Consider the following 23,164-nt stretch of genomic DNA (forward strand, 5'->3'; position numbering starts at 1 on the left):
TTTAATTATTTGTTGTTAAAAATTCTAATGTGGATTTTTGAATTGCATACTCCATTTCTGAAGTCACCATTTTAAATTGAAACTTCAACTTTAACTGTTGTACTTCCAATAGTTGTTCAAAATCCATTTTTGAAGTTTCATAGGCAGCCAATAATACTTTTCGCGCTTGATCAGCTTGCGCTAAATTATCTAATTGTGTTTGAATGGAAACTTCAGCATTTTTTAGGTTTGCCATCGTTTTTTCAAACAAAGTCACTAGCTGATTACGAGTTTCTACTTTGATTGTTTCAACTGCCTTTTGTTCAAGTTTTAATTGTTTTTGTTTAGAACTGTATTTTTTAGAAAATAACGGAATTGATACTGTTACCATAGGCATTATAATATCTTTTCCGTTTTCTAATAAATTCTCAACAGCTCTATTTTCTACAAAAACGTAATCTAATCCGATACCAATAGTTGGTAAACCCGCTTTTTTAGTTGCTAGTTCAGATTTTTCTAAAGCACTGTGCAAATTATCCAATTTTAATAGTTGCGGATTTTCTGAAATCATTTCTTTTTGAAATAAATTAACACCTTCTAAAATTTCAATATTCTTAGGAATGTTCACTGAAAGATGTTCTTCCTGATTCAAAATTAAATTAAAGGCAATTTGTTTGGCTTTAAAATTTTCTACAACGGTACTCAACTTATTAGAAAGCTCATTCTTTTCCATTCTAATTTTAAGCACATCAACCATTGTTGCTCTGTTGTTTTCCAATTCAATCAATGCTAAATCTTCAAAAGTTTTAAGAATTTCAATATTCTCTTTTATAATGCTCTCTTTTACATTTAATTCAAACAATTGATAGTAGTTAGTTTTAACATTGAGAAATAATTTTCTTTTAGTTAAATCAATTACATTTAATTGCGCATCAGCCTTAAAAGAAGCGCTTTCCTTTTTTGCTATCAACGTACCAAACCAAGGCATCATTTGTGATACTGTAAGTTTTGCCTTTTGAGCGCCAACTCTTGTTTCTGCTTCTTGAACAAAATACCCAGCAGCTATAGTTGTATTTGGTAAACTTCCTTCTTCGTTTACTTTCTCCAAAGCACTTTCATATGTATAGTGCATAGCTTGTAATTCTGGATTATTAGTTGCTGCAATAGTTAAGTATTCTTGCAAGGATTGACCATAACTAGAGATACTTATAAAAAGTACTATTATATATCCTATTTTAATTTTCATTGTTTAATTTTTTTAATGAAACTTCTTTTTTCAAACTGAACAAAACGGGTACCACAAATAGCGTTATTAAAGCGACTAACATCCCTCCAAAACTTGGTATTGCCATTGGAATCATAATATCTGAACCTCTACCTGTTGATGTTAGCACTGGCAATAATGCCAGCATTGTAGTAGCTGTTGTCATTAAACAAGGGCGGATTCTTTTTTCACCTGCTTCAACAATTGAAGCTCTTATTTCTTGTTTTGTTTTTGGTTCGTTTCTTTCAAATGTTTGTGTTAAATAGGTTGCCATTACAACACCATCATCAGTCGCAATACCGAACAAGGCTATAAATCCAACCCAAACGGCAACACTTAAATTAATGGGATGTATTTGAAATAAATCTCGAAGGTTTACACCAAAAACATCAAAGTTTAAAAACCAAGATTCTCCATACAACCATATCATCATAAAACCACCTGCAAAAGCAACGGCGATTCCTGTAAAAACCATTAATGATGTAGTTACTGAACGAAATTGGAAATACAGTATTAAAAAGATGATTGCCAATGCCAATGGAACGACAACTGAAAGTGTTTTTTCTGCTCGTAATTGATTTTCATAAGTTCCTGTAAACTGGTAATTAATCCCTTTAGGAACTACCAATTCTCCTCTATCTATTTGACCTTGGATGGCTGCTTGTGCTCTTTCAACAACTGTTACTTCAGCTTCACCATCTAACTTGTCAAATAAAACATAACCCACTAAAAAAGTGTCTTCACTTTTTATAACCTGTGGACCTTGTTCATATTTAATACTTACTAACTCAGATAGTGGAATTGGATTCCCACCTGGCGTTGGTACATAAATCTTTTTTAAATCTTCTGGGCTGGTACGTTTTTCTCTTGGATAACGCACTCTCACTCCATAACGTTCTCTTCCTTCTACGGTTTGAGTAATTAATTTACCACCAATTGCAACCTCTAAAATGCTTTGAACATTATTAATTGATAAACCATATCTTCCTAATTTTTCTCTATCTATATCTATCAATAAATAAGGTTTTCCAACAATTCTATCAGCAAAAACGGCTTCCTTTTTAACTCCTGGAACTTGTTTTAATACGTTTTCTAATTTTAAACCAAAAGCTTCAATTTGTGCTAAATCTTGCCCTTTTACTTTAATTCCCATTGGGGCACGCATACCAGTTTGTAACATTACCAAACGAGTTTCAATTGGTTGTAATTTTGGTGCTGAAGTTACTCCGGGTAATTTTGTTACTCGAACAATTTCATTCCAAATATCATCGGCAGATTTAATTTGCTTTCGCCAGTTTCTATAATATTCACCGGCTGAATCTTCAATTAATTTATTGGTTTCAATTTTTGTCCCTGATGCTATAAACTGACCTGAAGTTGTTTCAAACAAATTATCATCATTTACTTTAAATTTTATGCGTTTCCCATCTTCATTTAGTTTGTATTCTGGTTTGTAAATAATTACATTCTCATACATTGATAGTGGTGCAGGATCTAAAGCACTTTCAATTCTTCCAGATTTTCCAACCACTGTTTTAATTTCAGGGATGGTTGCAACTGCCATATCTAATTGTTGTAAAACACGTTTGTTTTCAGCAATTCCAGAATGTGGCATGGAAGTTGGCATCAATAAAAATGAACCTTCATTTAAGGCTGGCATAAATTCTTTTCCGGTGTTTTTCCAAACTCCAACACCTAGTATAACTATGATTGCGGGAATGCTTAAAAACAATAATTTATTGTTTAAAGCCCAGTTTAAAATTTGTACATAAGACTTTCTGAATAAAGTGAAAACTCCTAAAATTCCAAAGCAAATAACACTTACAAAAATAAGGTTCGTAAAAATTGAATTATCAACACCTAATGGTCTCCAATACACACTTAAAAATGCAACAATGGTAAATGACGAAATAATAATATTTACCAAATTTGCTTTTTCTTCAGTAAGAATACCTCTTAATTTTAAGATGCTTGAAATTCCAAAAGCTATTAGTAATAAAGCAGCATAATAACCTCCAAATAAACCTACTATACCTGCTATTATTAAACCAATACTACCTATGTATTTTCCTTTTTTTAAGGAAGGTTTAAATCCAAACAACCAAGCTGCAAAAGGTGGTATTAAAAATAAAGCTACAATTAAAGCAGAGGTTAAGGCCATAGTTTTTGTAAATGCTAGTGGTCTAAATAATTTACCTTCTGCACCAATCATTGTAAATACTGGAACAAAACTGATAATGGTTGTCATTACTGCTGTAATAATTGCTCCTGAAACTTCTGTAGTTGCTTGATAAACTAATTTATTAATAGGTGTTTTATTTCCATCTTCATCCATATGTCGAATGATGTTTTCCGATAGAATTACACCCACATCTACCATAGTACCAATAGCAATTGCAATACCGGATAGTGCTACAATATTGGCATCAACATTAAACAGTTTCATAGAAATAAATACCATTAAAACTGCAATTGGTAATAATCCGGAAATTAGGACTGATGCTCTTAAATTAAAAACCATCACAATAATTACTAAAATGGTAATTAGAATTTCTAAGGTTAATGCTTCATCAAGAGTATTTAATGTTTCTTTAATTAATTCTGTTCTGTCATAAAAAGGAACAATGGTTACTTGAGAGGTTCTACCATCTTTTAATACTTTTGAAGGCAAACCAGCGCTAATGTCGGCAATTTGATCTTTCACATTGGTGATAACTTCCATTGGATTTGCACCATAACGTGCAACCACAACACCACCTACAACTTCGGCTCCTTCTTTATCTAATATTCCTCTTCGTTCTGCAGGGCCTAAAGATACTTTTGCAATATCTTTAATTAATATGGAAGTGAAATCTTTGGAAGTAACTACTGCATTTTCAATATCTTCAACAGATTTTATATAACCCAATCCACGCACTAAATATTCAGCCTGATTGATTTCAATGGTTTTTGCTCCAATATCTTTATTGGTATTACGTGCAGCATTTACTACTTGCTCTAATGAAATGTTGTATTCCTTCAAAATATCAGGATCTACATCAATTTGATATTCTTGCACATAACCACCAATGGAGGCAACTTCTGAAACTCCTGAAGCAGAGGAAAGCGCATATTTCACATAATAATCTTGAATACTTCTAAGTTCATGTAAATCCCATCCACCAGTTACATTTCCTTCTTCATCTCGTCCTTCTAATGTATACCAGTAAATTTGACCTAATCCAGTTGCATCTGGACCCAATGCAGGTTGCACATCGTTTGGAAGTAATCCGCTTGGTAATGAATTTAGTTTTTCTAAAATCCGACTACGACTCCAGTAAAATTCTATATCTTCTTCAAAAATGATGTAGATACTTGAAAACCCAAACATTGATGAACTACGAATTGTTTTTACGCCTGGAATACCTAATAAGGATGTTGTTAACGGATAGGTAATTTGATCTTCAATATCTTGTGGAGAACGACCTCCCCATTTGGTAAAAACTATTTGTTGATTTTCTCCAATATCTGGAATGGCATCAACAGCAACGGGGTTTCTAGGAATGCCAACGGTATCCCAGTCAAATGGAGCTGTAGAAATTCCCCACCCAATGAATAGCGCTAGTAGTAATACCGCAACTAATTTATTTTCTATTAAAAAATGAATGCTTTTATTTAACATTTTTATAGGTATTGAGATGTTTAAATTAGTATTTAGATTTAAATAAATCTTAAATACAAGTTAACATGGCCTAAAACATTTATGGTTTAAGCACAACTATGCTTTAACAAATTTTACATTGTTAAAACTCAATACAATAAAATCAAATTAAAAATACTTGATCAAGAACATGAATGTCCGTGACAATAAGTGGAGGTGAATAATATTTAAAAGGAATGATATTTTCTTCTAACCCTTCAAATAAATTAATGTAAGAATAAACAAAAGATGCTACAAAAACTTGTTGTTCTAAATTCAAATTAGAAAGGTCTGTTTTTAATTCATTTTGACCTTCAATATGCTTAACAACATCATTACAACAATCTTCTTTATCAATGCTACAATCATTAGTAGGAGATGATTTTTCCATTTCCATACCACACGATTCAGCTTTTGAAAACAAGGCGCTATCTACTAAGAAATCACCACAATAGTGTTCACTAATAGAAAATGACATTGTAGAAAAAACAACTACTAATGACATTAAAATTGCCGATATTTTTATAAATACTTGCTTCATAAGCCACTACAAAGGTAATTATTTTAATTTAGAGTGTATTAATAGTGTGTTAAAATTGTTTTTTTAGTTCGTTATAAAAGGTTTTTTATTAAAAATCAGTAACTTAGAGGAGTCGATAGTTTAAAAGCGTAAGTTCAATTGTTATGGTATCAATCAATTTAACAGAAGTAAATAGTAAAGTTCAAATTGCTAAAATTATTAGAACTATTATGGAAAATAATAGCATTAAAAAAAGTGAATTAATTTTAGGAACTAATCTTAGTAAAACAACCATAAATAATGTGTTAAATATAAATGATTCAGAAAGTGATTATATGTTTAATTCTTTACTAAAAGTATTGAATTTTTTAAAAATTAAAATATTTGTGGGGACTAATGAAGATGCTAAAAATAAAGTATTGTCTCTCTTTTAATACTAAAAAATAATAGAGAAGTAAAGCAATAATTAAGAGATATATTATTTATATTTGGCCTTATTCTTGAAAATGAAATTTACAAAATACTTTTTTATAGTTGTCTTCTTATTACTTCCTTTTTTAGTGAAAGCTCAAGAAACATTGCCTATTTATTCAGATTATTTATCGGATAATGTATATTTAGTTCATCCATCAGCAGCAGGATTAACAGATTGTAGCAAGATTCGGTTAACAGCTAGAAGCCAATGGAATGGAATTTCGGATGCCCCTTCATTACAAACATTAAGTTATAATTCTCAAATTGGAGAAAAAGGTGGGCTTGGTTTTATTCTTTTTAATGATAAAAATGGGTATCATAGCCAGCAAGGAATACAAGGTACGTATGCTTACCACATAGATCTTGGTCATATTAGAGATTATAGTAAATTATCATTTGGTCTTTCTTTTATGGTAGTTAATAATAGCGTTGATGAATCTTCTTTTGAAATACCTGATCCGGTAATTTCACAAATAGTTCAAAGTGAAAGTTATTTCAATGCAGATGTGAGTATGTCTTATCATAATGTAGATTTTTTTGGATATTTTACTGTAAAAAACCTACTATTAAGTGCTCGAAATTTATATGATAAAGACTATGAATCTTTGAATTTGAGGAGATATTTAGTGTCATTTGGGCATTATTTTGACAATTTTGCAAATAAAGGTTCAATGGAATTCGAACCTTCTGTAATGATACAATATATTGAACGTACCAATGAAAAATTTGTTGATCTGAATATGAAAGTATATTCAGAATTAAGAAATGCAAAAGTTTGGGCAGCCTTATCATATAGAAGAGGGTTTGATAATAATAGCACAAACCAATTGAGTTATTTAACACCAATTGTTGGAGTTAATTTTAAAAAATATATGATTTCTTATACATACACAAAACAAACGGGTGAGATTTTATTCGATGATGCAGGATATCATCAAATAACACTTGGTTTCAATTTTGGGTGTGAAACCCCTCGTAGGTTTTGGAATGAAAGAAGTGGTAAAACTAATAGAATGTTTTAATAGGTTATTTAAATTATGATTATTAAAGAATTAAACGGAAACAAACCTCAATTTGGGAGTGATTGTTTTATTGCTGAAAACGCTGTAATTATTGGTGAAGTAGCGATGGGAGACCAATGCAGTATTTGGTACAATGCAGTAATTAGAGGAGATGTACATTATATTAAATTAGGGAATAAAGTAAACGTACAAGATGGTGCTGTAATCCATGCAACTTACATAAAACACCCAACAAACATTGGAAATAACGTCTCTATTGGCCATAATGCCATGGTTCATGGTTGCACAATTCATGACAACGTATTAATTGGTATGGGAGCCATTGTAATGGATGATTGCATTGTAGAAAGTAACTCAATTATTGCGGCTGGAGCTGTTGTTACAAAGGGAACCCACGTAAAATCAGGATGCATATTTGCAGGTGTGCCAGCAAAAAAAGTAAAAGATATTAGCGAAGAGTTAATTTCAGGTGAAATTAATAGAATAGCCGATAATTATATAGAATACGCAAGTTGGTATAAATAAAAGTTGGATACTTAATAAGAAATAGAGGCTGAAATAAACTCAAGTTGATGTATTTATTTCAGCCTCTGCTATTTCTTAATTTAAATTGATCAAATTTATATCGCTTTGTTTTACTTTTTTATTCAGGGTTTTTACATCATTTTCAAAAACGAAATAAATTTTAGCCAATTCATCATCAATTAGTTTTACAACTTCATTTTTAAAAGCCACAGATTGATTGGTAGGTTTAAAATCTCCAATGGAACTTAAGGAGTTTAAATGCGCTAATTTGTTATTCAATCTTATTGGAAAGTTTAATGGATCTTGATTACTCTTACTTTTTGTTTGATACAGTACGTTTTCATATTCAGTTAAATCTTTTACAATTTTATCGGCCAACTCAATAATTTCTTTATTTTTTTCTTTATCGGTTATTGAAGATTTTAATTGTTTTACTTGCGCTTTAATTTTTGTAATATTTTTTAACGTTTTATGAATTTCGGTTAACTTCTCCTGAATTTCAATAATAAAAGTAAATTGTTCTTGTAAATCTTCAGGTGAAGCACTACTTCTAGGATCTAATTTTAGCGTGAATGTTTCTTTAAAAACTTCTTTACCATTTTTGCTTAAAACTACTTTATAATCGCCAGGAAGTGCTTTTGGACCATTTAATGACGCCCACCATAAAATCATTCCTTCAACTTTTTCAGCATCAGGATATTGCATATCCCAATTAAAAGTATTTGCTCCTTTTTTAACTGTTAATTTTTCTTCATTTTGATCTTTATCTGGATTGTTTGAGAATGTTTTAATATGTTGCTCAGAATTATCAAAAAAGGACAAACTTAAAGTGTCAGTTTCTTCAAGAGTTTTTATAAAATAATTTATCATAACCCCACCTGGGTGGTTTTGGCCAGCAGTTTTAGATTTCTTGTTACTTCCGCCCATTCTGTAGCTATCCATAGGTTTGTATAAGAAAGCATCTTTAGAAGTTAATTCATTATTTAATTGATGTAGCGGAGTTAAATCGTCAATAAGCCAAAAAGAACGGCCTTGCGTTGCTGCAATTAAATTATCATTTTTAATAGCTAAATCTGTAATTGGTACAATTGGTAAATTTAACTGAAATGGATTCCAATTAACACCATCATCAAAACTAACATACATTCCTTTTTCAGTTCCTGTATATAGTAACCCTTTTCTTTTTGGGTCAGCACGCAAAGCTCTTGTAAAATGTTCTGAAGCTATTCCGTTGGTTATTAATTTCCAACTTTTTCCATAATCTTCAGTTTTGTAAATATATGGTGTGTAATCTCCGAGTTTGTATCGTGTTCCTATAATATATGCTCCTCCAGGAGTAAACGGATCAACTTCAATACAGTTAATTAACATCCATTCTGGCATTTTTTTAGGAGTTACATTTGCCCAGTTTTTACCACCGTCTTGTGTAATATGAACCAAACCATCATCTGATCCTGTCCAAATTAAATTTTCTTCAAAAGGAGATTCTACAGCGGCAAAAATAGTTCCGTAATATTCTACTCCAGTATTATCTTGTGTAATAGGACCTCCAGATGATTTTAAAGTTGAAGGATCATTTCTTGTTAAATCTGGACTAATTATTTCAAAAGATTGTCCTTCATTATAAGTTACATGTACAAAGTTTGAGGTTGTGTACATTTTTTGCTGGTTATGTGGCGAAAAGAAAATTGGGTAATTCCACTGAAAACGATATTTCATGGCTTCAGCACCGTGTCCCATTGGGTCGTCTGGCCAAACATTAATAGCTCTTCTTTCACCAGTTTTGTGGTTAATACGTGTTAATAAACCTCCGTAGCTTCCACCATACACAATATCATTATTTAAAGGATCAACAGCAATATGCGCGCTTTCGCCTCCAGCAGTGCTTTCCCAATCACTTTCGCTAATTGAACCTCTGTTAGTTCTATGTGCAATTCTTATGGTTGAATTGTCTTGTTGTGCTCCATAAATTCTATACGGAAAATGGTTGTCGGTTACTACTCTATAAAATTGTGAAGTAGGTTGATTCATATATGTACTCCAATTTTCACCAGCATCAAAACTAACTTGTGCTCCACCATCATCAGCAATAATCATTCGTTGGTTGTCTTCAGGCGAAATCCATAAATCGTGATGATCTCCGTGAGGAGCATTAAATGTTTTAAACGTTTTCCCTCCGTCTTTAGATTGATGATACTGAACGTTCAATACATATACAATATTTTCGTCTTGAGTATCGGCATAAATACGTGTATAATACCAAGCACGTTGACGTAATTTACGTTCACTATTAATTAATTTCCAGGTTTTACCTGCATCTGTAGATTTGTAAATTCCGCCTTTTTCATTTTCAATTAAAGCCCAAACAATATCTGAATTTAATGGAGAAACAGTTACGCCACTAATTCCCCAAATTCCTTTTGGTAACCCTTCATTACTGGAAATATCTGTCCAAGTTTCACCTTCATCAGTACTTTTCCAAAGCGCAGAACCTTCACCACCACTTGATAAACTGTAAGGTGTTCTTCTTACATTCCAGGTTGAAGCATATAAAATTCGAGGATTTGTTGGGTCAATAATTAAATCAACTGCACCAGCATTTTCATTTGTAAATAATACTTTTCTCCAATTTGTACCACCATCGGTTGATTTATAAACACCTCTTTCTGAAGTAGGTTTGTATAAATCTCCTAAAACAGCCGCAAAAACAATGTCAGAATTTTTTGGATGAATTCGTACTCTTGGAATATGTCTAGAATTATTCAATCCAATAGCTTCCCAAGTTTTTCCAGCATTAACAGATTTCCACATTCCATCACCTGAAGAAACATTACCACGAACAGTTACTTCTCCATTTCCAACATAAATTACATTATTATCAGACTCACTAACAGCTACAGCTCCTACTGAACCTCCAAAAAAACCATCAGAGATATTAGACCATGAATTTCCTGCATCTGTTGTTTTCCATACTCCTCCGCCTGTTGCACCAAAATAAAATAAGTTTGCTTTGTTTGCTACTCCAGTTACCGCAGCACTTCGCCCTCCTCTATACGGGCCAATATTTCGCCATTCCATAGCGTTATAATATTCTTCACTAAATTTGGATTCTATTTTTTGAGCGTTAACTTTGTGTGCTGAAATTAAGAATAGACAGCTAACCAATAAGAAATATTTTTTCATGGAGGTGTTGTTAAAAAGATTTATAAAAAAATGGAATAGTAAATCTAATAAAAATTAACTTATTTTAAGGTTTCAAAATATATAACGAATGGATTTGTTGAAAATTGACAAAATTAATAGTACTGTAAATGGAAGTGTTCAAATTACAGGTTCTAAAAGTGAAACAAATAGGTTGTTAGTTTTACAACAATTTTATCCGAATTTAAAAATTGAAAACGTTTCAAATTCTGATGATTCTAAACTAATGCAAAAAGCATTGGAAAGTACTTCAAACGAAATAAATATTGGACACGCAGGTACGGCAATGCGTTTTTTAACGGCGTACTTTTCAGTAAAAGAAAATTCAGAAATTATTTTAACAGGTTCTCATAGAATGAAAGATAGACCTATTAAAATTTTAGTGGATGCACTAACTTCACTAGGTGCAGATATTCAATATTTAGAAAAAGAAGGTTTTCCTCCATTGAAAATTTCAGGCAAAAAATTAGAAAAAGGTATTGTTGAAATTGATGGAAATATAAGCAGTCAGTATATTTCGGCTTTATTATTAATTGCACCAACGTTAAAAAATGGATTGCAATTAATATTCAAAGGAGAAGTTACTTCGGTTCCATATATTAAAATGACCTTGAAATTACTAGATTCTGTTGGAATAACACATAGATGGGTTGGTAAAACAATTACTGTTTCACCCAAAAGAAAAATTAGTAATAAAATAATTGAAGTAGAATCTGATTGGAGTTCAGCTTCATATTATTATAGTTTGTGTGCATTGAGCCCTAATTCTGAAATAACACTATCAAACTATAGAAAAAACAGTTTACAAGGCGATTCAATTTTGGTAACTTTGTATGATAGGTTAGGGGTTGAAACGATATTTGAGGATAATAAAATTCTATTAAAAAACAAAAATATCCAAATTAATAGGGGTCTAAATTTGAACTTGAAATCCGCACCAGATATTGCTCAAACTATTGTAGTAACTTGTTTTGGATTAGGAGTAGAATGCAATATAAAAGGGTTGCACACCTTAAAAATTAAAGAAACAGATCGATTAGTTGCTTTAAAAAACGAATTGGAAAAATTAGGAGGTGAGATTGAAATTACAAATGAATCCTTGCATTTAAAACGAAGCGGTATTATTAATGAAAATGTGAGCGTTTCAACCTATGATGATCATAGAATGGCAATGGCATTTGCACCACTTGCTTTAAAGGTTCCAATTCAAATTGAAGATGCAAATGTGGTATCTAAATCATACCCAACTTTTTGGGAAGATTTCAAAAAAATCACTCATTAAAATACTCTAAAACAAAGTTTTATTGCGAAACACTTGACAACGCCTATGCCGATGTTGTATATTTGCACTCATTCCATAAAAAATTGATGAAATAAGAATTGTAAATATTGTTTTTTCTAAGAAAATATTAAATAACTTGTTTCAAGTATCCACCAAAAATTAATAAAAATAAACACATGAAGTTATCAAAGTTTAAATTTGACTTGCCAGATGAATTACTTGCTGAATACCCAGCGGAACATAGAGATGAATCTCGTTTAATGGTTTTAAATAGGAAAGAAAAAACGATTGAACATAAAATGTTTAAAGATTTAATTAACTATTTTGATGAAGGTGATTTATTTATATTGAATAATACCAAAGTTTTTCCAGCTCGTATGTATGGTGAAAAGGAAAAAACTGGAGCAAGAATTGAAGTTTTCTTATTAAGAGAATTAAATGCAGAAAGTAGATTGTGGGATGTTTTAGTAGATCCAGCTAGAAAAATTAGAATAGGAAACAAATTATTTTTTGGTGATGATGAAAGTTTAGTTGCTGAAGTTATTGATAATACAACTTCAAGAGGAAGAACTTTACGTTTTTTATATGATGGCTCTTATGAAGAGTTTAGAAAAAAATTACAAGAATTAGGTGAAACACCATTACCAAAATATATTCAAAGAGAAGTTGAAGCTAGTGATGCAGAGCGTTACCAAACAATTTATGCAAAACATGAAGGTGCTGTAGCTGCTCCAACGGCAGGATTGCATTTTTCTAAACATTTAATGAAACGTTTAGAAATTAAAGGGATAGATTTTGCTGAAGTTACTTTACATGTTGGTTTAGGAACTTTTAGTGCTGTTGAAGTTGAAGATTTATCGAAGCATAAAATGGATTCTGAGAAAGCAATTGTAACTGCAGAAACTATTAAAATTGTAAATAAAGCAATTAATAGCAAAAAAAGAGTGTGTGCAGTTGGTACCACTTCAATGAGAGCTATTGAAAGTTCAGTTTCTTCAAATGGTCGTTTAAATGAATTTGAAGGTTGGACAAATAAATTTATTTTTCCACCTCACGATTTTAGTATTGCTAATTGTATGATTACAAATTTTCATACACCAAAATCAACTTTAATGATGATGGTTGCTGCCTTTGCAGGTTATGATTTTTTAATGGAAGCTTACGAAGAAGCAGTAAAAGAAAAATATAAATTCTACTCGTACGGTGATGCGATGTTGATTATATAAAAATAATATTTTTTAATAAAGTAAATTGAGGTTTTCTGAAATTTGACTTTTGTGTCATATTGAGCTTGTCGAAATATGACACAAAATAAGTTTTATTTTTTTTAGAAAACCTCAATTTTTTTATAAACATCATTCATTTAGCAAACGTTCTATTTCAATTCTAAGATTGTTAATTTTAACGTTTTCAGCAATTTCTAAACGACCATTATATCTAACTCTACCATTTTTTAGAATGGTTAAATGCGGGTATAAATTAAAACTTAAACTTTGTGAGATTTCATTGGAACTAGCATATAAGGTCGGAAATTTATAACCTAATTCTTTGACTAATTCTTTTGTTTTTATTAAGGTATCTCTTTTTATAGGTACATTAACACTGAAAATAGCAACATTTGGATTGTTTTCGTATTCTAAATATACCTTTTCATAATCAGGAAATTTTTTAAAACAAACCCCACAACTTGTTGTCCAAAAATCCAATACAATAACTTTATTTTTAATTGTATCAAGTTTAATTAATTTATCACTATTACTTAATAACTCAATTTTAGGAGATTTATCATTTACTCTCACATTATAATTCCTTATAAATGAATTCAAATTATCAAATCCATAATAAAATATAAATACAATAAAAAGTATAAAAAGTAAAGAAAATGTTTTTGATTTTTTTTGTGTTAAATAACCGAATAAAATACTTGTTGGAATAATTATCAGATAAAATAAAATAATACTAGTTAATGCATTTTTTAAAAATAATGTTGAAGTCATTAATAGTAAAAAAGGAATGCTAAAAATAAAAACTTGCTTTTTAGTTCTAGAATAAAAACCAATTATAAAATAAAAAATTGACATTAAAAGCAATAACCACTTATGATTGCCATTTAGGGCAATTAGCCCAATTATTAAGTAAAAAATAATTGGGCTAACAGCAGTAAAAATGATTTTTAAAATTTTCATATTAACCAGTACAATCTCCAGTGCAACTCTGCATACCTAACCATCCACAACCAAAAGTTGTATCTTCACAACTATTATCACTGCAATCTCCTAATTGAGCAAGTTGACAAGTAATATCCCATCTGCAATCACAATTATCTGTACCACCACCTCCAAGACCATCATCCGGGTCCGTTTCTACGTCTATAACTCTTGAGGAAAATTGAAATTCACTTTTGTCTTTAACCGCATCAACATTTAACATACCAAAACCACTTACTAAAAAGTAAGGAGTCCATTTAAAATTTAATTTTCCTTCTTCAAACCAAGAATTTAAAAATAATAATTGCTCTTCGGATAATTCTTTTGAAAAATCATATTTATTGAGAAGTTTTTCAAAAGTCTTTAAATGATTAATTTCTTCTTCTGAAAAATTTAAGGATTTAATTTGTTTAAATTTGTCAACCCAAAGTTGTTTTCTTTTTTTAGGTGAAAAAGTTCTAAAAGCAGCTTTTTGTTTTTCGACTGTTAAAACAACTAATTCATTTCTATTCATAGTTTTTAAAGATTCAAGGTTTTCTTTAGCCCAAGAATCAATTTCTTTGTCACAACTGTAACAAGTGTCATCTTGACAACCTATATTTGCAAAAGAAATTAAAAATAAAAAGATTAAAAGTTTGAAGTTTGGTGTTCGGTGTTCGGTGTTCGGTGTTCGGTGTTCGGTGTTTTCATAGTATAGCTTTTTTAAATTATTAAACTTAAAGATAATACTTTCTATTTTATAAAAAAAACTAAAATGAACAATAAAAAAGACATACGCGCCCTAACTAAAGACGAACTACGAGATTTTTTTGTAGAACATGGAGATAAAGCATTTAGAGGAAATCAGGTTTATGAATGGCTATGGAGTAAAAGTGCGCATACTTTTGAAGATATGACCAATATTTCATTGGAAACTCGCGAAATGTTGCAAAACAATTTTGTGATTAATCATATTGAAGTTGATAACATGCAACGAAGTTCAGATGGAACTGTAAAAAATGCTGTTAGATTGCACGATGGATTAATTGTTGAATCGGTGTTAATTCCAACAGGCACAAGAACAACGGCCTGTGTATCAAGTCAGGTTGGTTGTAGTTTAGATTGTTTATTTTGTGCTACTGCGCGTTTAAAGAAAATGCGAAACTTAAATCCTGATGAAATTTACGATCAGGTTGCAGCAATTAACAAAGAAAGTTTATTGTATTACAACCATAAATTATCTAACATTGTTTTTATGGGAATGGGAGAACCATTGATGAACTATAACAATGTATTAAAGTCAATAGAAAAGATTACTTCACCAGAAGGTTTGGGGATGTCGCCAAAACGAATTACTGTTTCAACTTCGGGAGTTCCAAAAATGATTAAAAAACTAGCTGATGACGATGTTAAATTTAATTTAGCAGTTTCTCTACATTCAGCAATAGATGAAGTTAGATCAAAAATAATGCCTTTTAGTGCTGCTTTTCCGTTGAAGGATTTAAAAGAATCACTAGAGTATTGGTATGAAAAAACAGGTAGTAGAGTTAGCTATGAATATGTTGTTTGGAATGGGATTAACGATAATAGAGAAGCAATAATGGCGCTGGTTGATTTCTGTAAACATATACCGTGTAAAGTAAATTTAATTGAATACAATCCAATTGATGACGGTGATTTTCAGCAAGCAAAACCTCAAGTAATTACCGATTATATTAGTATTTTAGAAATGAACGATATTATTGTAAATGTTAGAAGAAGTAGAGGAAAAGATATTGATGCAGCTTGTGGACAATTAGCTAACAAAAGTTAAACTATTTTCCTTACTTTTGATTCCTTAATGAAGCTAGTAGAACAAATAAAACAACCCATTCTTGAAGAAATGGAACTCTTTGAAAGTAAGTTCAGAGAATCCATGGCTACAAAGGTTCCATTACTTAATAGAATTACACATTACATTATTAGAAGAAAAGGAAAACAAATGCGTCCAATGTTTGTTTTTTTGGTTGCGAAAATGGTTTCCAACGGTAAATTTGAAGAACGAACTTACAGAGGAGCTTCTATTATTGAGTTAATTCATACGGCTACTTTAGTTCACGATGATGTTGTGGATGATAGCAATAGAAGAAGAGGTTTCTTTTCAATAAATGCTTTGTGGAAAAATAAAATAGCAGTACTTGTTGGCGATTTTTTATTATCAAAAGGTTTGTTGCTTTCTATAGATAATAACGATTTTGATATTTTAAAGTTGATTTCTGTTGCGGTTCGTGAGATGAGTGAAGGTGAATTACTTCAAATTGAAAAAGCACGTAAATTAGACATTACCGAAGATATATATTTTGAAATTATACGACAAAAAACGGCAACGCTAATTGCTGCTTGCTGTGGTATTGGAGCAGCATCTGTAGGAAGTCCAGTTGAAGAGGTTGAAAAAATGCGTCTATTTGGTGAGTTAATTGGAATTGCTTTTCAAATAAAAGATGATTTGTTTGATTATACCGATGCAAAAATTGGGAAACCAACGGGTATAGATATTAAAGAGCAAAAAATGACACTTCCTTTAATTTATGCTTTAAATAATTGTTCTGATAAAGACAAGAAGTGGCTGATAAACTCAGTTAAAAATCACAATAAAAATAAGCAACGTGTTAAGGAAGTTATTGCCTTTGTGAAAGAAAAAGGAGGTATTGAATACACTACCATAAGAATGAAAGAATACCAATCTAAAGCATTAGAAATTTTAGAAATCTATCCAAGTTCACCATACAAAGATTCTCTATTAAATATGGTTAACTATGTAATTGAACGAAAAATTTAAGTTTTAAAATTTTATTTAACCAATTCTAATTCCAACAATTCTTCTAAATGTTTTCTTGAATTAGACAACCTTGGTACTTTGTGTTGCCCACCTAATTTACCATTTTGTTTTAGCCAATCGTAAAATAACCCATTTTTAGCCACATTAATTTTAGGGATTGCCAATGTTAAATTATTATAACGTTTTGCTTCATAATCCGAATTTATTGCTTTTAAAGAATTGTCTAAAATTTCAGTAAAATAATTAATGCATTTTGGGTGTTTTCTAAATTCAATCAACCATTCATGCCCACCACTTTTATTTCTATTCATAAAAATAGGCGCTACAGTATATTCAGAAATTTCACAAGCTGTTTTTAAACAAGCTTGTTTCAATGCATTTTCAGCATTTTCAATAATTAATTCCTCACCAAAAACATTGATAAAATGTTTCGTTCTTCCTGTTATTCTAATCCTATAAGGTTTTAAGGACGTAAATTTTACGGTATCACCAATTAAATATCGCCACAATCCGCCATTTGTAGTAATTACTAACGCATAATTTACATTTAATTTTACTTGAGAAAGCGAAATAGCTTTTGAATTCTCACCATCAAATTTATCCATAGGAATGAACTCGTAAAAAATACCATAATCAAGCATTAGCAGCATATCAAACGAATCATTAACATCTTGAATGGCAAAAAAACCTTCAGAAGCGTTGTAAGTTTCGTAATATTTAAATTCCTTTTTAGGAATTATTTTTTTGAATTGTTCTCTATATGGATTGAAGTTTACACCACCATGAAAGTAAACTTCAAGATTCGGCCAAACTTCTAAAATATTATTTTTTCCAGTTCTTTCTAATACTTTATTTAACAATACCAACATCCAAGAAGGAACACCAACCAAACTGGTAATGTCTTCTTCAATAGTTTCATTTATAATAGCCTCTATTTTACTTTCCCATTCACTCATCAAAGCAGTTTCTTGCTTGGGTGCACTGCTATAATCAGCCCAAAACGGTAAATTTTCAATAATAATAGCTGATAAATCACCAAAAAACGAATTGTTATCCTCATAAACAGCACTACTTCCTCCCAGTCGCAAACCTTTTCCAATGAAAAGTTGTGACTCTGGGTTATTGTTAAAATACAAACAGAGCATATCTTTTCCTGCTTTAAAATGGCAATCTTCTAAAGCTTCTTCACTCACAGGGATAAATTTGCTTTTTGCATTAGTAGTTCCGCTCGATTTCGCAAACCATTTTATAGGAGTTGGCCAAAAAATATTTTGTTCACCTTTTCTGGCCCGTTCAATCATTGGTTCAATAGATTCATATTGTTGAATGGGAACTTTTTCAGTAAACTCTTTGTAAGATTTAATAGATGAAAAATCTAATTTATTTCCAAGTTCGGTATATTGTGCTTTATATAATAATTTGAAGAGTAATTCTTTTTGAACATCAATAGGGTATTTTAAAAACAGCTCCATTTGGTGCTTCCTCTTTTTCAAAAACCAAGAAATTATTGAATTAACTATTGGATATGGCATTTTATTATAAGTATCTTTATCGAGTTAAATTTACTAAAAACTTTCTATGCAATACCAAACTGTTTTAAAAAAAATGATGACTGAGTTAAATGATGTGGTTCATTATTATTTAGATGTTGAAAATGATGTTCTAAATTTAAACCAGTTGTTAGGACGAGAAATTGAAATTAGTTTTGAAGGTTACCAATGTTTAAGTTGTGGAAAAGAAAAGAAAATTTTTAGACAAGGGTTTTGTTACGACTGTTTTTATGACAGTGCAGCAGTAGGTGATTGGATTATGAAACCCGAATTAAGTACTGCACATTTAAATATTGAAGATCGTGATTTAGAATATGAAAAGCAAGTTCAATTGAAACCTCACGTGGTGTATTTGGCTTTATCAAGCAACGTAAAAGTTGGTGTTACCCGTAAAACTCAGGTGCCAACTAGATGGATTGATCAGGGAGCTACAAAAGCCATTGAAATTGTAGAAGTTCCAAACAGGTACTTGGCAGGGATTACAGAAGTTGCTTTAAAAGATTATGTAGCTGATAAAACTAGTTGGCAAAAAATGTTAAAAAATGATGTTTTAGATGCTGACTTAATTGAAGAAAGAGAAAAGTTAAAACAGTATATTCCAGCTGAAGCTTTGGACTATTTTTTACCGAATAATGGTAAAATCACCGAGATAAATTATCCAGTAATTAAATATCCATCAAAAATTAAAACGTTAAACTTAGAGAAAACTCCAGTTTATTCAGGTAAATTAATGGGTATTAAAGGTCAATATTTACTATTTGAAGATACTACGGTTTTTAATGTTAGAAATAGTGAAGGATATAGGGTGCTAATTAATATAAGTTAATTTCTTCACCAACCTTCAAATTAAACCTTCTTCTAAATAGATAAACTATAAAGTATAATATTGGTGTATCTAAAAGTGCAATAATTATTTTAAATAAAAATCCGCTAATAAGTAATGTTGAAAACAAGTTCCAAGGCAATACGCCAAAACTGCATAGTAAAGTAACTACCGTTAATGTATCTATGAATTGAGATGAAAATGTTGAAAAATTATTCCGTAACCAAAGGTGTTTTCCTTTGGTTTTTCTTTTCCAAAAATGAAAGATTCTGATATCAATAAACTGAGCAAATAAATATGCTAACATTGATGCTAAAACGGCAATAGGTGATAACCCGAAAACTTTAGTGAACAGCTCATTATTAATAGGAGAATTGTCAATAGCATTGGTGTAATTAGCTATTAAAATAATTACCATAGAGAAAAATGAAGCAAAAATACCAGCTATTACAACTTGATTGGCTTTCTTTTTACCATACATTTCTGAAATAATATCAGTAATTAAAAAGGTAATAGGATAGGGTAATATTCCAACTGAAAGTTCAAAGCGAAACCAACCAAATGGATTCCAATAAAAGAATTTTTGAAAAATTAAATTTGAAGCTACCAATGCAGCAATAAACATGGATGCAAGAATAAGATAGATTGTAAAGGCTTCAGATTTGTGTTTTGGATTCATAGTTTTTGGATTGTAACGAATATAATAAATAATTCCTACTTTTGCATTTTGAATAAATAACGAAATAGAATTAAGATGAAAGCATATATTTTTCCAGGTCAAGGAGCGCAATTTACAGGAATGGGTTTAGATTTATACAACAACTCTCCTTTAGCAAAAGAACTTTTTGATCAAGCAAATGAAATTTTAGGATTCAATATTACAGCTATTATGTTTGAAGGAACTGCTGAAGAATTGAAACAGACAAAAGTAACACAGCCAGCTATATTTTTACATTCAGTAATTTTAGCAAAAACATTAGGTGAAGATTTTAAGCCAGAAATGGTAGCGGGGCATTCTTTAGGTGAACTATCAGCTTTGGTAGCAAATGGGGTTTTAACTTTTGAAGATGGACTTAGGTTGGTTTCAAAAAGAGCTTTAGCGATGCAAAAAGCCTGTGAAGCACAAGAATCTACAATGGCTGCAGTTTTAGGATTGGATGATGCTATTGTTGAAGAAATTTGCGCAAGTATTGATGGAATTGTGGTGGCTGCAAATTACAATTGTCCAGGACAATTGGTTATTTCAGGAGAAATTTCAGCAATTGATAAAGCGTGTGAATTATTGATTGAAAAAGGAGCAAAACGTGCCATAAAATTACCTGTAGGTGGTGCTTTTCATTCACCATTAATGGAGCCAGCAAGAGAAGAATTAGCAGCAGCAATAAAGAACACAACATTTAGTAAGCCAATATGCCCAGTATATCAAAATGTTGTTGCAAAAGCAGTAACTAATTCTGATGAAATAAAAGAAAATTTAATAGCACAACTAACCGCGCCAGTTCGATGGACACAATCTGTTCAGCAAATGATTACTGATGGTGGTACTGAATTTTTTGAAGTTGGGCCTGGGAAAGTTTTACAAGGACTAATTAGAAAAATAGATAGAAGTGTTGCGGCAAGTAGCGTAGCATAAGTCTTATTTAATAAAAAATAGTGTAAAATATTTTTTTATTAAATAAATAATTTCATATTTGTCAAACATAAATGAAAAACATAATTATCAATATTATTTCTATTAATGTCTCTGTGATTATTTCACAAGGAGGTTAGGAATGTTATTGTAGTTTATAAAAATTATAAAACCTTCCTGTTTAATTTCAGGGAGGTTTTTTTATTAGGTAAATATGAAATACAACAATAAAAATATTTTAATTCAAATTATAATTGTCAACTTAAAAAGTTGATGCAAATTTTTAATGAGAAAAATTAAAGACCTGCATCATAAAAAATGTAGGTTTTTTTTATTGTGTAATCATTGTAGAAATAAATATGTAATTACCATATTATCAATCATATAGAACTATTTAATGAATATTGGCTATTGTAAAATAAAACATAGGAAACCTTGCAAAAGAATTGACTCAATTAAATTTGTATTTTCCTGTTAATTAAGTATTAGAGCAAGTTGTTTAAAATTATAAAAAAAGTACTAAAATAAATGCAATTAAATAAATATAGTAAAAGAGTAACTCAAGACCCAACTCAACCAGCTTCACAAGCAATGTTATATGCAGTTGGTCTATCTGATAATGATATGAAAAAGCCACAAGTGGGTATTGCAAGTACTGGTTTTGATGGAAACCCTTGTAATATGCATTTGAACGGAATAGCATCAAAAATTAAAGCAGAGGTAAATAAATTAGATCAAGTTGGATTAATATTTAATACTATTGGTGTAAGTGATGGTATTTCTATGGGAACTTCAGGAATGAATTATTCTTTACCCTCTCGTGATGTGATTGCAGATTCTATTGAAATAGTAATGAATGCTCAAAGTTACGACGGTTTGGTAACGGTTGTTGGTTGTGATAAAAATATGCCAGGAGCTATTATGGCAATGTTGCGTTTAAACAGGCCTTCATTAATGGTATATGGAGGAACTATTGCTTCAGGAAACTATAAAGGTCAAAAATTAAATATTGTTTCTGCTTTTGAAGCTTTAGGTCAAAAATTATCAGGTGATATTTCAGAAGAAGATTATAAAGAAATTATAAAAAATGCCATTCCAGGTGCAGGTGCCTGTGGTGGAATGTATACTGCAAATACCATGGCTTCATCTATAGAAGCTTTAGGGTTTGCATTGCCTTACAATTCATCTATCCCTGCTGAAAACCCTTATAAAGGAGATGAAAGTGAACGAATTGCGGCTGCTATTAAAAACTTATTGGAACTAGATTTAAAACCTTTAGATATTATTACTAAAAAGTCGTTGGAAAATGCGGTTGCTTTGGTAAATGCTCTAGGAGGTTCAACAAATGCAGTTTTACATTATTTAGCTATTGCACATGCTGCTGGAATTGAATTTACATTAGATGATTTTCAGCGTGTAAGCGATAGAACTCCGTTAATTGCCGATTTAAAACCTAGCGGTGAATATTTAATGGAAGATGTTCATGGTGTTGGAGGAACTCCAGCTGTGATGAAGTATTTGTTAGAAAAAGGGTATTTACATGGTGATTGTATGACCGTTACAGGTAAAACGCTAGCTGAAAATTTAGCCAATGTAAAAGCATTAAGTTTTGAAGATGATCAGCAAGTAATTCACCCAACAGAAAGAGCCTTAAAATCTTCCGGAAACCTTCAAATTTTATTTGGAAACCTTGCTTTAGAAGGTTCTGTCGCTAAAATTAGTGGTAAAGAAGGAAATTTATTTGAAGGGAAAGCAGTTGTTTTTGATGGTGAAGATAATGCAAATGCAGGAATTGGTGCAGGAAAAGTATCAAGAGGTGATGTAGTTGTAATAAGATATGTTGGACCAAGAGGTGGACCAGGAATGCCAGAAATGTTAAAACCTACTTCTATGATTATGGGAGCTGGATTAGGGAAATCAGTAGCATTAATTACTGACGGTCGTTTTTCAGGAGGAACACATGGTTTTGTAGTTGGTCATATAACACCAGAAGCCCAATCAGGAGGTGCAATTGCTCTGATAAAAGATGGGGACATTATTGTTATTGATGCTACAACTAAAACCATCAACGTACAATTAACAGATGCTGAATTAGCTGAAAGAAAATCAAAATGGACTGCACCAGCATTAAAACATACAAAAGGAATATTATATAAATATGCTAAAACCGTTTCTTCAGCTTCTGAAGGCTGTGTAACGGATAAATTTTAA

General features: G+C 30.9%; 18 protein-coding genes. 10 read left to right on the forward strand and 8 right to left on the reverse strand.

The genetic code is table 11. From position 1 onward, the window contains the following. Nucleotide 1: 1 nt before the first annotated feature. The 3 genes from Q0352_RS14210 to Q0352_RS14220 form a co-directional block, all read right to left on the reverse strand. Nucleotides 2–1,225 carry a TolC family protein gene (locus Q0352_RS14210; RefSeq protein ID WP_299528675.1) on the reverse strand — a complete coding sequence of 408 codons (1,224 nt, stop codon included), beginning with the start codon at nt 1,223–1,225 and terminating at the stop codon, nt 2–4. Further along, a complete protein-coding gene (locus tag Q0352_RS14215) occupies nt 1,215–4,904 on the reverse strand; it encodes an efflux RND transporter permease subunit (protein ID WP_299528677.1) in 3,690 nt (1,229 codons plus the stop codon). The genes Q0352_RS14210 and Q0352_RS14215 overlap by 11 nt, the downstream gene beginning before the upstream one ends. 142 nt (nt 4,905–5,046) lie before the next feature. Next, nucleotides 5,047–5,427 (reverse strand): hypothetical protein, encoded by a 381-nt coding sequence (locus tag Q0352_RS14220; protein ID WP_299528679.1) that lies wholly within the window; start codon nt 5,425–5,427, stop codon nt 5,047–5,049. A 179-nt stretch (nt 5,428–5,606) separates the two neighbouring features. On the opposite strand from Q0352_RS14220, the gene Q0352_RS14225 reads away from it, so the two are divergent. The 3 genes from Q0352_RS14225 (at nt 5,607) to Q0352_RS14235 (ending at nt 7,463) form a co-directional block, all read left to right on the forward strand. Then, nucleotides 5,607–5,876: a hypothetical protein gene (locus tag Q0352_RS14225; protein ID WP_299528681.1), complete on the forward strand. Its 270-nt coding sequence runs from the start codon at nt 5,607–5,609 to the stop codon at nt 5,874–5,876. A 72-nt stretch (nt 5,877–5,948) separates the two neighbouring features. After that, on the forward strand, nt 5,949–6,938 hold the full coding sequence (locus Q0352_RS14230; RefSeq protein WP_299528683.1) for a type IX secretion system membrane protein PorP/SprF: 990 nt from the start codon (nt 5,949–5,951) through the stop codon (nt 6,936–6,938). A gap of 15 nt (nt 6,939–6,953) precedes the next feature. Continuing rightward, nucleotides 6,954–7,463, forward strand: a complete 510-nt coding sequence (locus Q0352_RS14235) for a gamma carbonic anhydrase family protein (protein ID WP_299528685.1) — start codon at nt 6,954–6,956, stop codon at nt 7,461–7,463. Nucleotides 7,464–7,538: 75 nt separating this feature from the next. Here the strand turns inward: Q0352_RS14235 and Q0352_RS14240 are convergent, their stop codons facing one another. Further along, nucleotides 7,539–10,646 (reverse strand): glycosyl hydrolase, encoded by a 3,108-nt coding sequence (locus Q0352_RS14240; protein WP_299528687.1) that lies wholly within the window; start codon nt 10,644–10,646, stop codon nt 7,539–7,541. Between the two features lie 88 nt (nt 10,647–10,734). Between Q0352_RS14240 and Q0352_RS14245 the strand changes: the two genes are divergently transcribed. Next, nucleotides 10,735–11,946 (forward strand): 3-phosphoshikimate 1-carboxyvinyltransferase, encoded by a 1,212-nt coding sequence (locus tag Q0352_RS14245; protein WP_299528689.1) that lies wholly within the window; start codon nt 10,735–10,737, stop codon nt 11,944–11,946. A gap of 176 nt (nt 11,947–12,122) precedes the next feature. Continuing rightward, nucleotides 12,123–13,172 carry a tRNA preQ1(34) S-adenosylmethionine ribosyltransferase-isomerase QueA gene (gene queA, locus Q0352_RS14250; protein WP_299528691.1) on the forward strand — a complete coding sequence of 350 codons (1,050 nt, stop codon included), beginning with the start codon at nt 12,123–12,125 and terminating at the stop codon, nt 13,170–13,172. A gap of 129 nt (nt 13,173–13,301) precedes the next feature. On the opposite strand, the gene Q0352_RS14255 is transcribed toward queA, so the two are convergent. Both Q0352_RS14255 and Q0352_RS14260 read right to left on the reverse strand, forming a co-directional pair. Further along, nucleotides 13,302–14,132 (reverse strand): TlpA disulfide reductase family protein, encoded by an 831-nt coding sequence (locus Q0352_RS14255; RefSeq protein WP_299528693.1) that lies wholly within the window; start codon nt 14,130–14,132, stop codon nt 13,302–13,304. A gap of 1 nt (nt 14,133) precedes the next feature. Continuing rightward, nucleotides 14,134–14,667 (reverse strand): bacteriocin fulvocin C-related protein, encoded by a 534-nt coding sequence (locus Q0352_RS14260; protein ID WP_299528696.1) that lies wholly within the window; start codon nt 14,665–14,667, stop codon nt 14,134–14,136. A 240-nt stretch (nt 14,668–14,907) separates the two neighbouring features. Between Q0352_RS14260 and rlmN the strand changes: the two genes are divergently transcribed. After that, entirely contained in the window at nt 14,908–15,945 is a 1,038-nt protein-coding gene (gene rlmN, locus Q0352_RS14265; RefSeq protein ID WP_299528698.1) for a 23S rRNA (adenine(2503)-C(2))-methyltransferase RlmN, read from the forward strand. A 27-nt stretch (nt 15,946–15,972) separates the two neighbouring features. Further along, nucleotides 15,973–16,950 (forward strand): polyprenyl synthetase family protein, encoded by a 978-nt coding sequence (locus Q0352_RS14270; RefSeq protein WP_299528700.1) that lies wholly within the window; start codon nt 15,973–15,975, stop codon nt 16,948–16,950. Between the two features lie 11 nt (nt 16,951–16,961). Here Q0352_RS14270 and Q0352_RS14275 read toward each other — a convergent pair whose 3' ends face one another. Next, complete coding sequence (locus tag Q0352_RS14275; RefSeq protein WP_299528702.1) at nt 16,962–18,482, reverse strand: GH3 auxin-responsive promoter family protein; 1,521 nt, start codon at nt 18,480–18,482, stop codon at nt 16,962–16,964. Between the two features lie 46 nt (nt 18,483–18,528). On the opposite strand from Q0352_RS14275, the gene Q0352_RS14280 reads away from it, so the two are divergent. Continuing rightward, nucleotides 18,529–19,326, forward strand: a complete 798-nt coding sequence (locus Q0352_RS14280) for a DUF2797 domain-containing protein (RefSeq protein WP_299528705.1) — start codon at nt 18,529–18,531, stop codon at nt 19,324–19,326. On the opposite strand, the gene Q0352_RS14285 is transcribed toward Q0352_RS14280, so the two are convergent. Further along, nucleotides 19,313–20,002: a queuosine precursor transporter gene (locus Q0352_RS14285; protein ID WP_299528707.1), complete on the reverse strand. Its 690-nt coding sequence runs from the start codon at nt 20,000–20,002 to the stop codon at nt 19,313–19,315. The genes Q0352_RS14280 and Q0352_RS14285 overlap by 14 nt on opposite strands. Nucleotides 20,003–20,077: 75 nt before the next feature. On the opposite strand from Q0352_RS14285, the gene fabD reads away from it, so the two are divergent. Further along, nucleotides 20,078–20,956, forward strand: a complete 879-nt coding sequence (gene fabD / locus Q0352_RS14290) for an ACP S-malonyltransferase (RefSeq protein WP_299528709.1) — start codon at nt 20,078–20,080, stop codon at nt 20,954–20,956. A gap of 525 nt (nt 20,957–21,481) precedes the next feature. Continuing rightward, the gene (ilvD, locus tag Q0352_RS14295; RefSeq protein WP_299528711.1) at nt 21,482–23,164 is read left to right on the forward strand and encodes a dihydroxy-acid dehydratase; all 1,683 of its coding nucleotides are present in this window, start codon (nt 21,482–21,484) and stop codon (nt 23,162–23,164) included.

Origin of the sequence: uncultured Lutibacter sp., from assembly GCF_937891065.1 — a bacterium.
GTDB lineage: Bacteria > Bacteroidota > Bacteroidia > Flavobacteriales > Flavobacteriaceae > Lutibacter.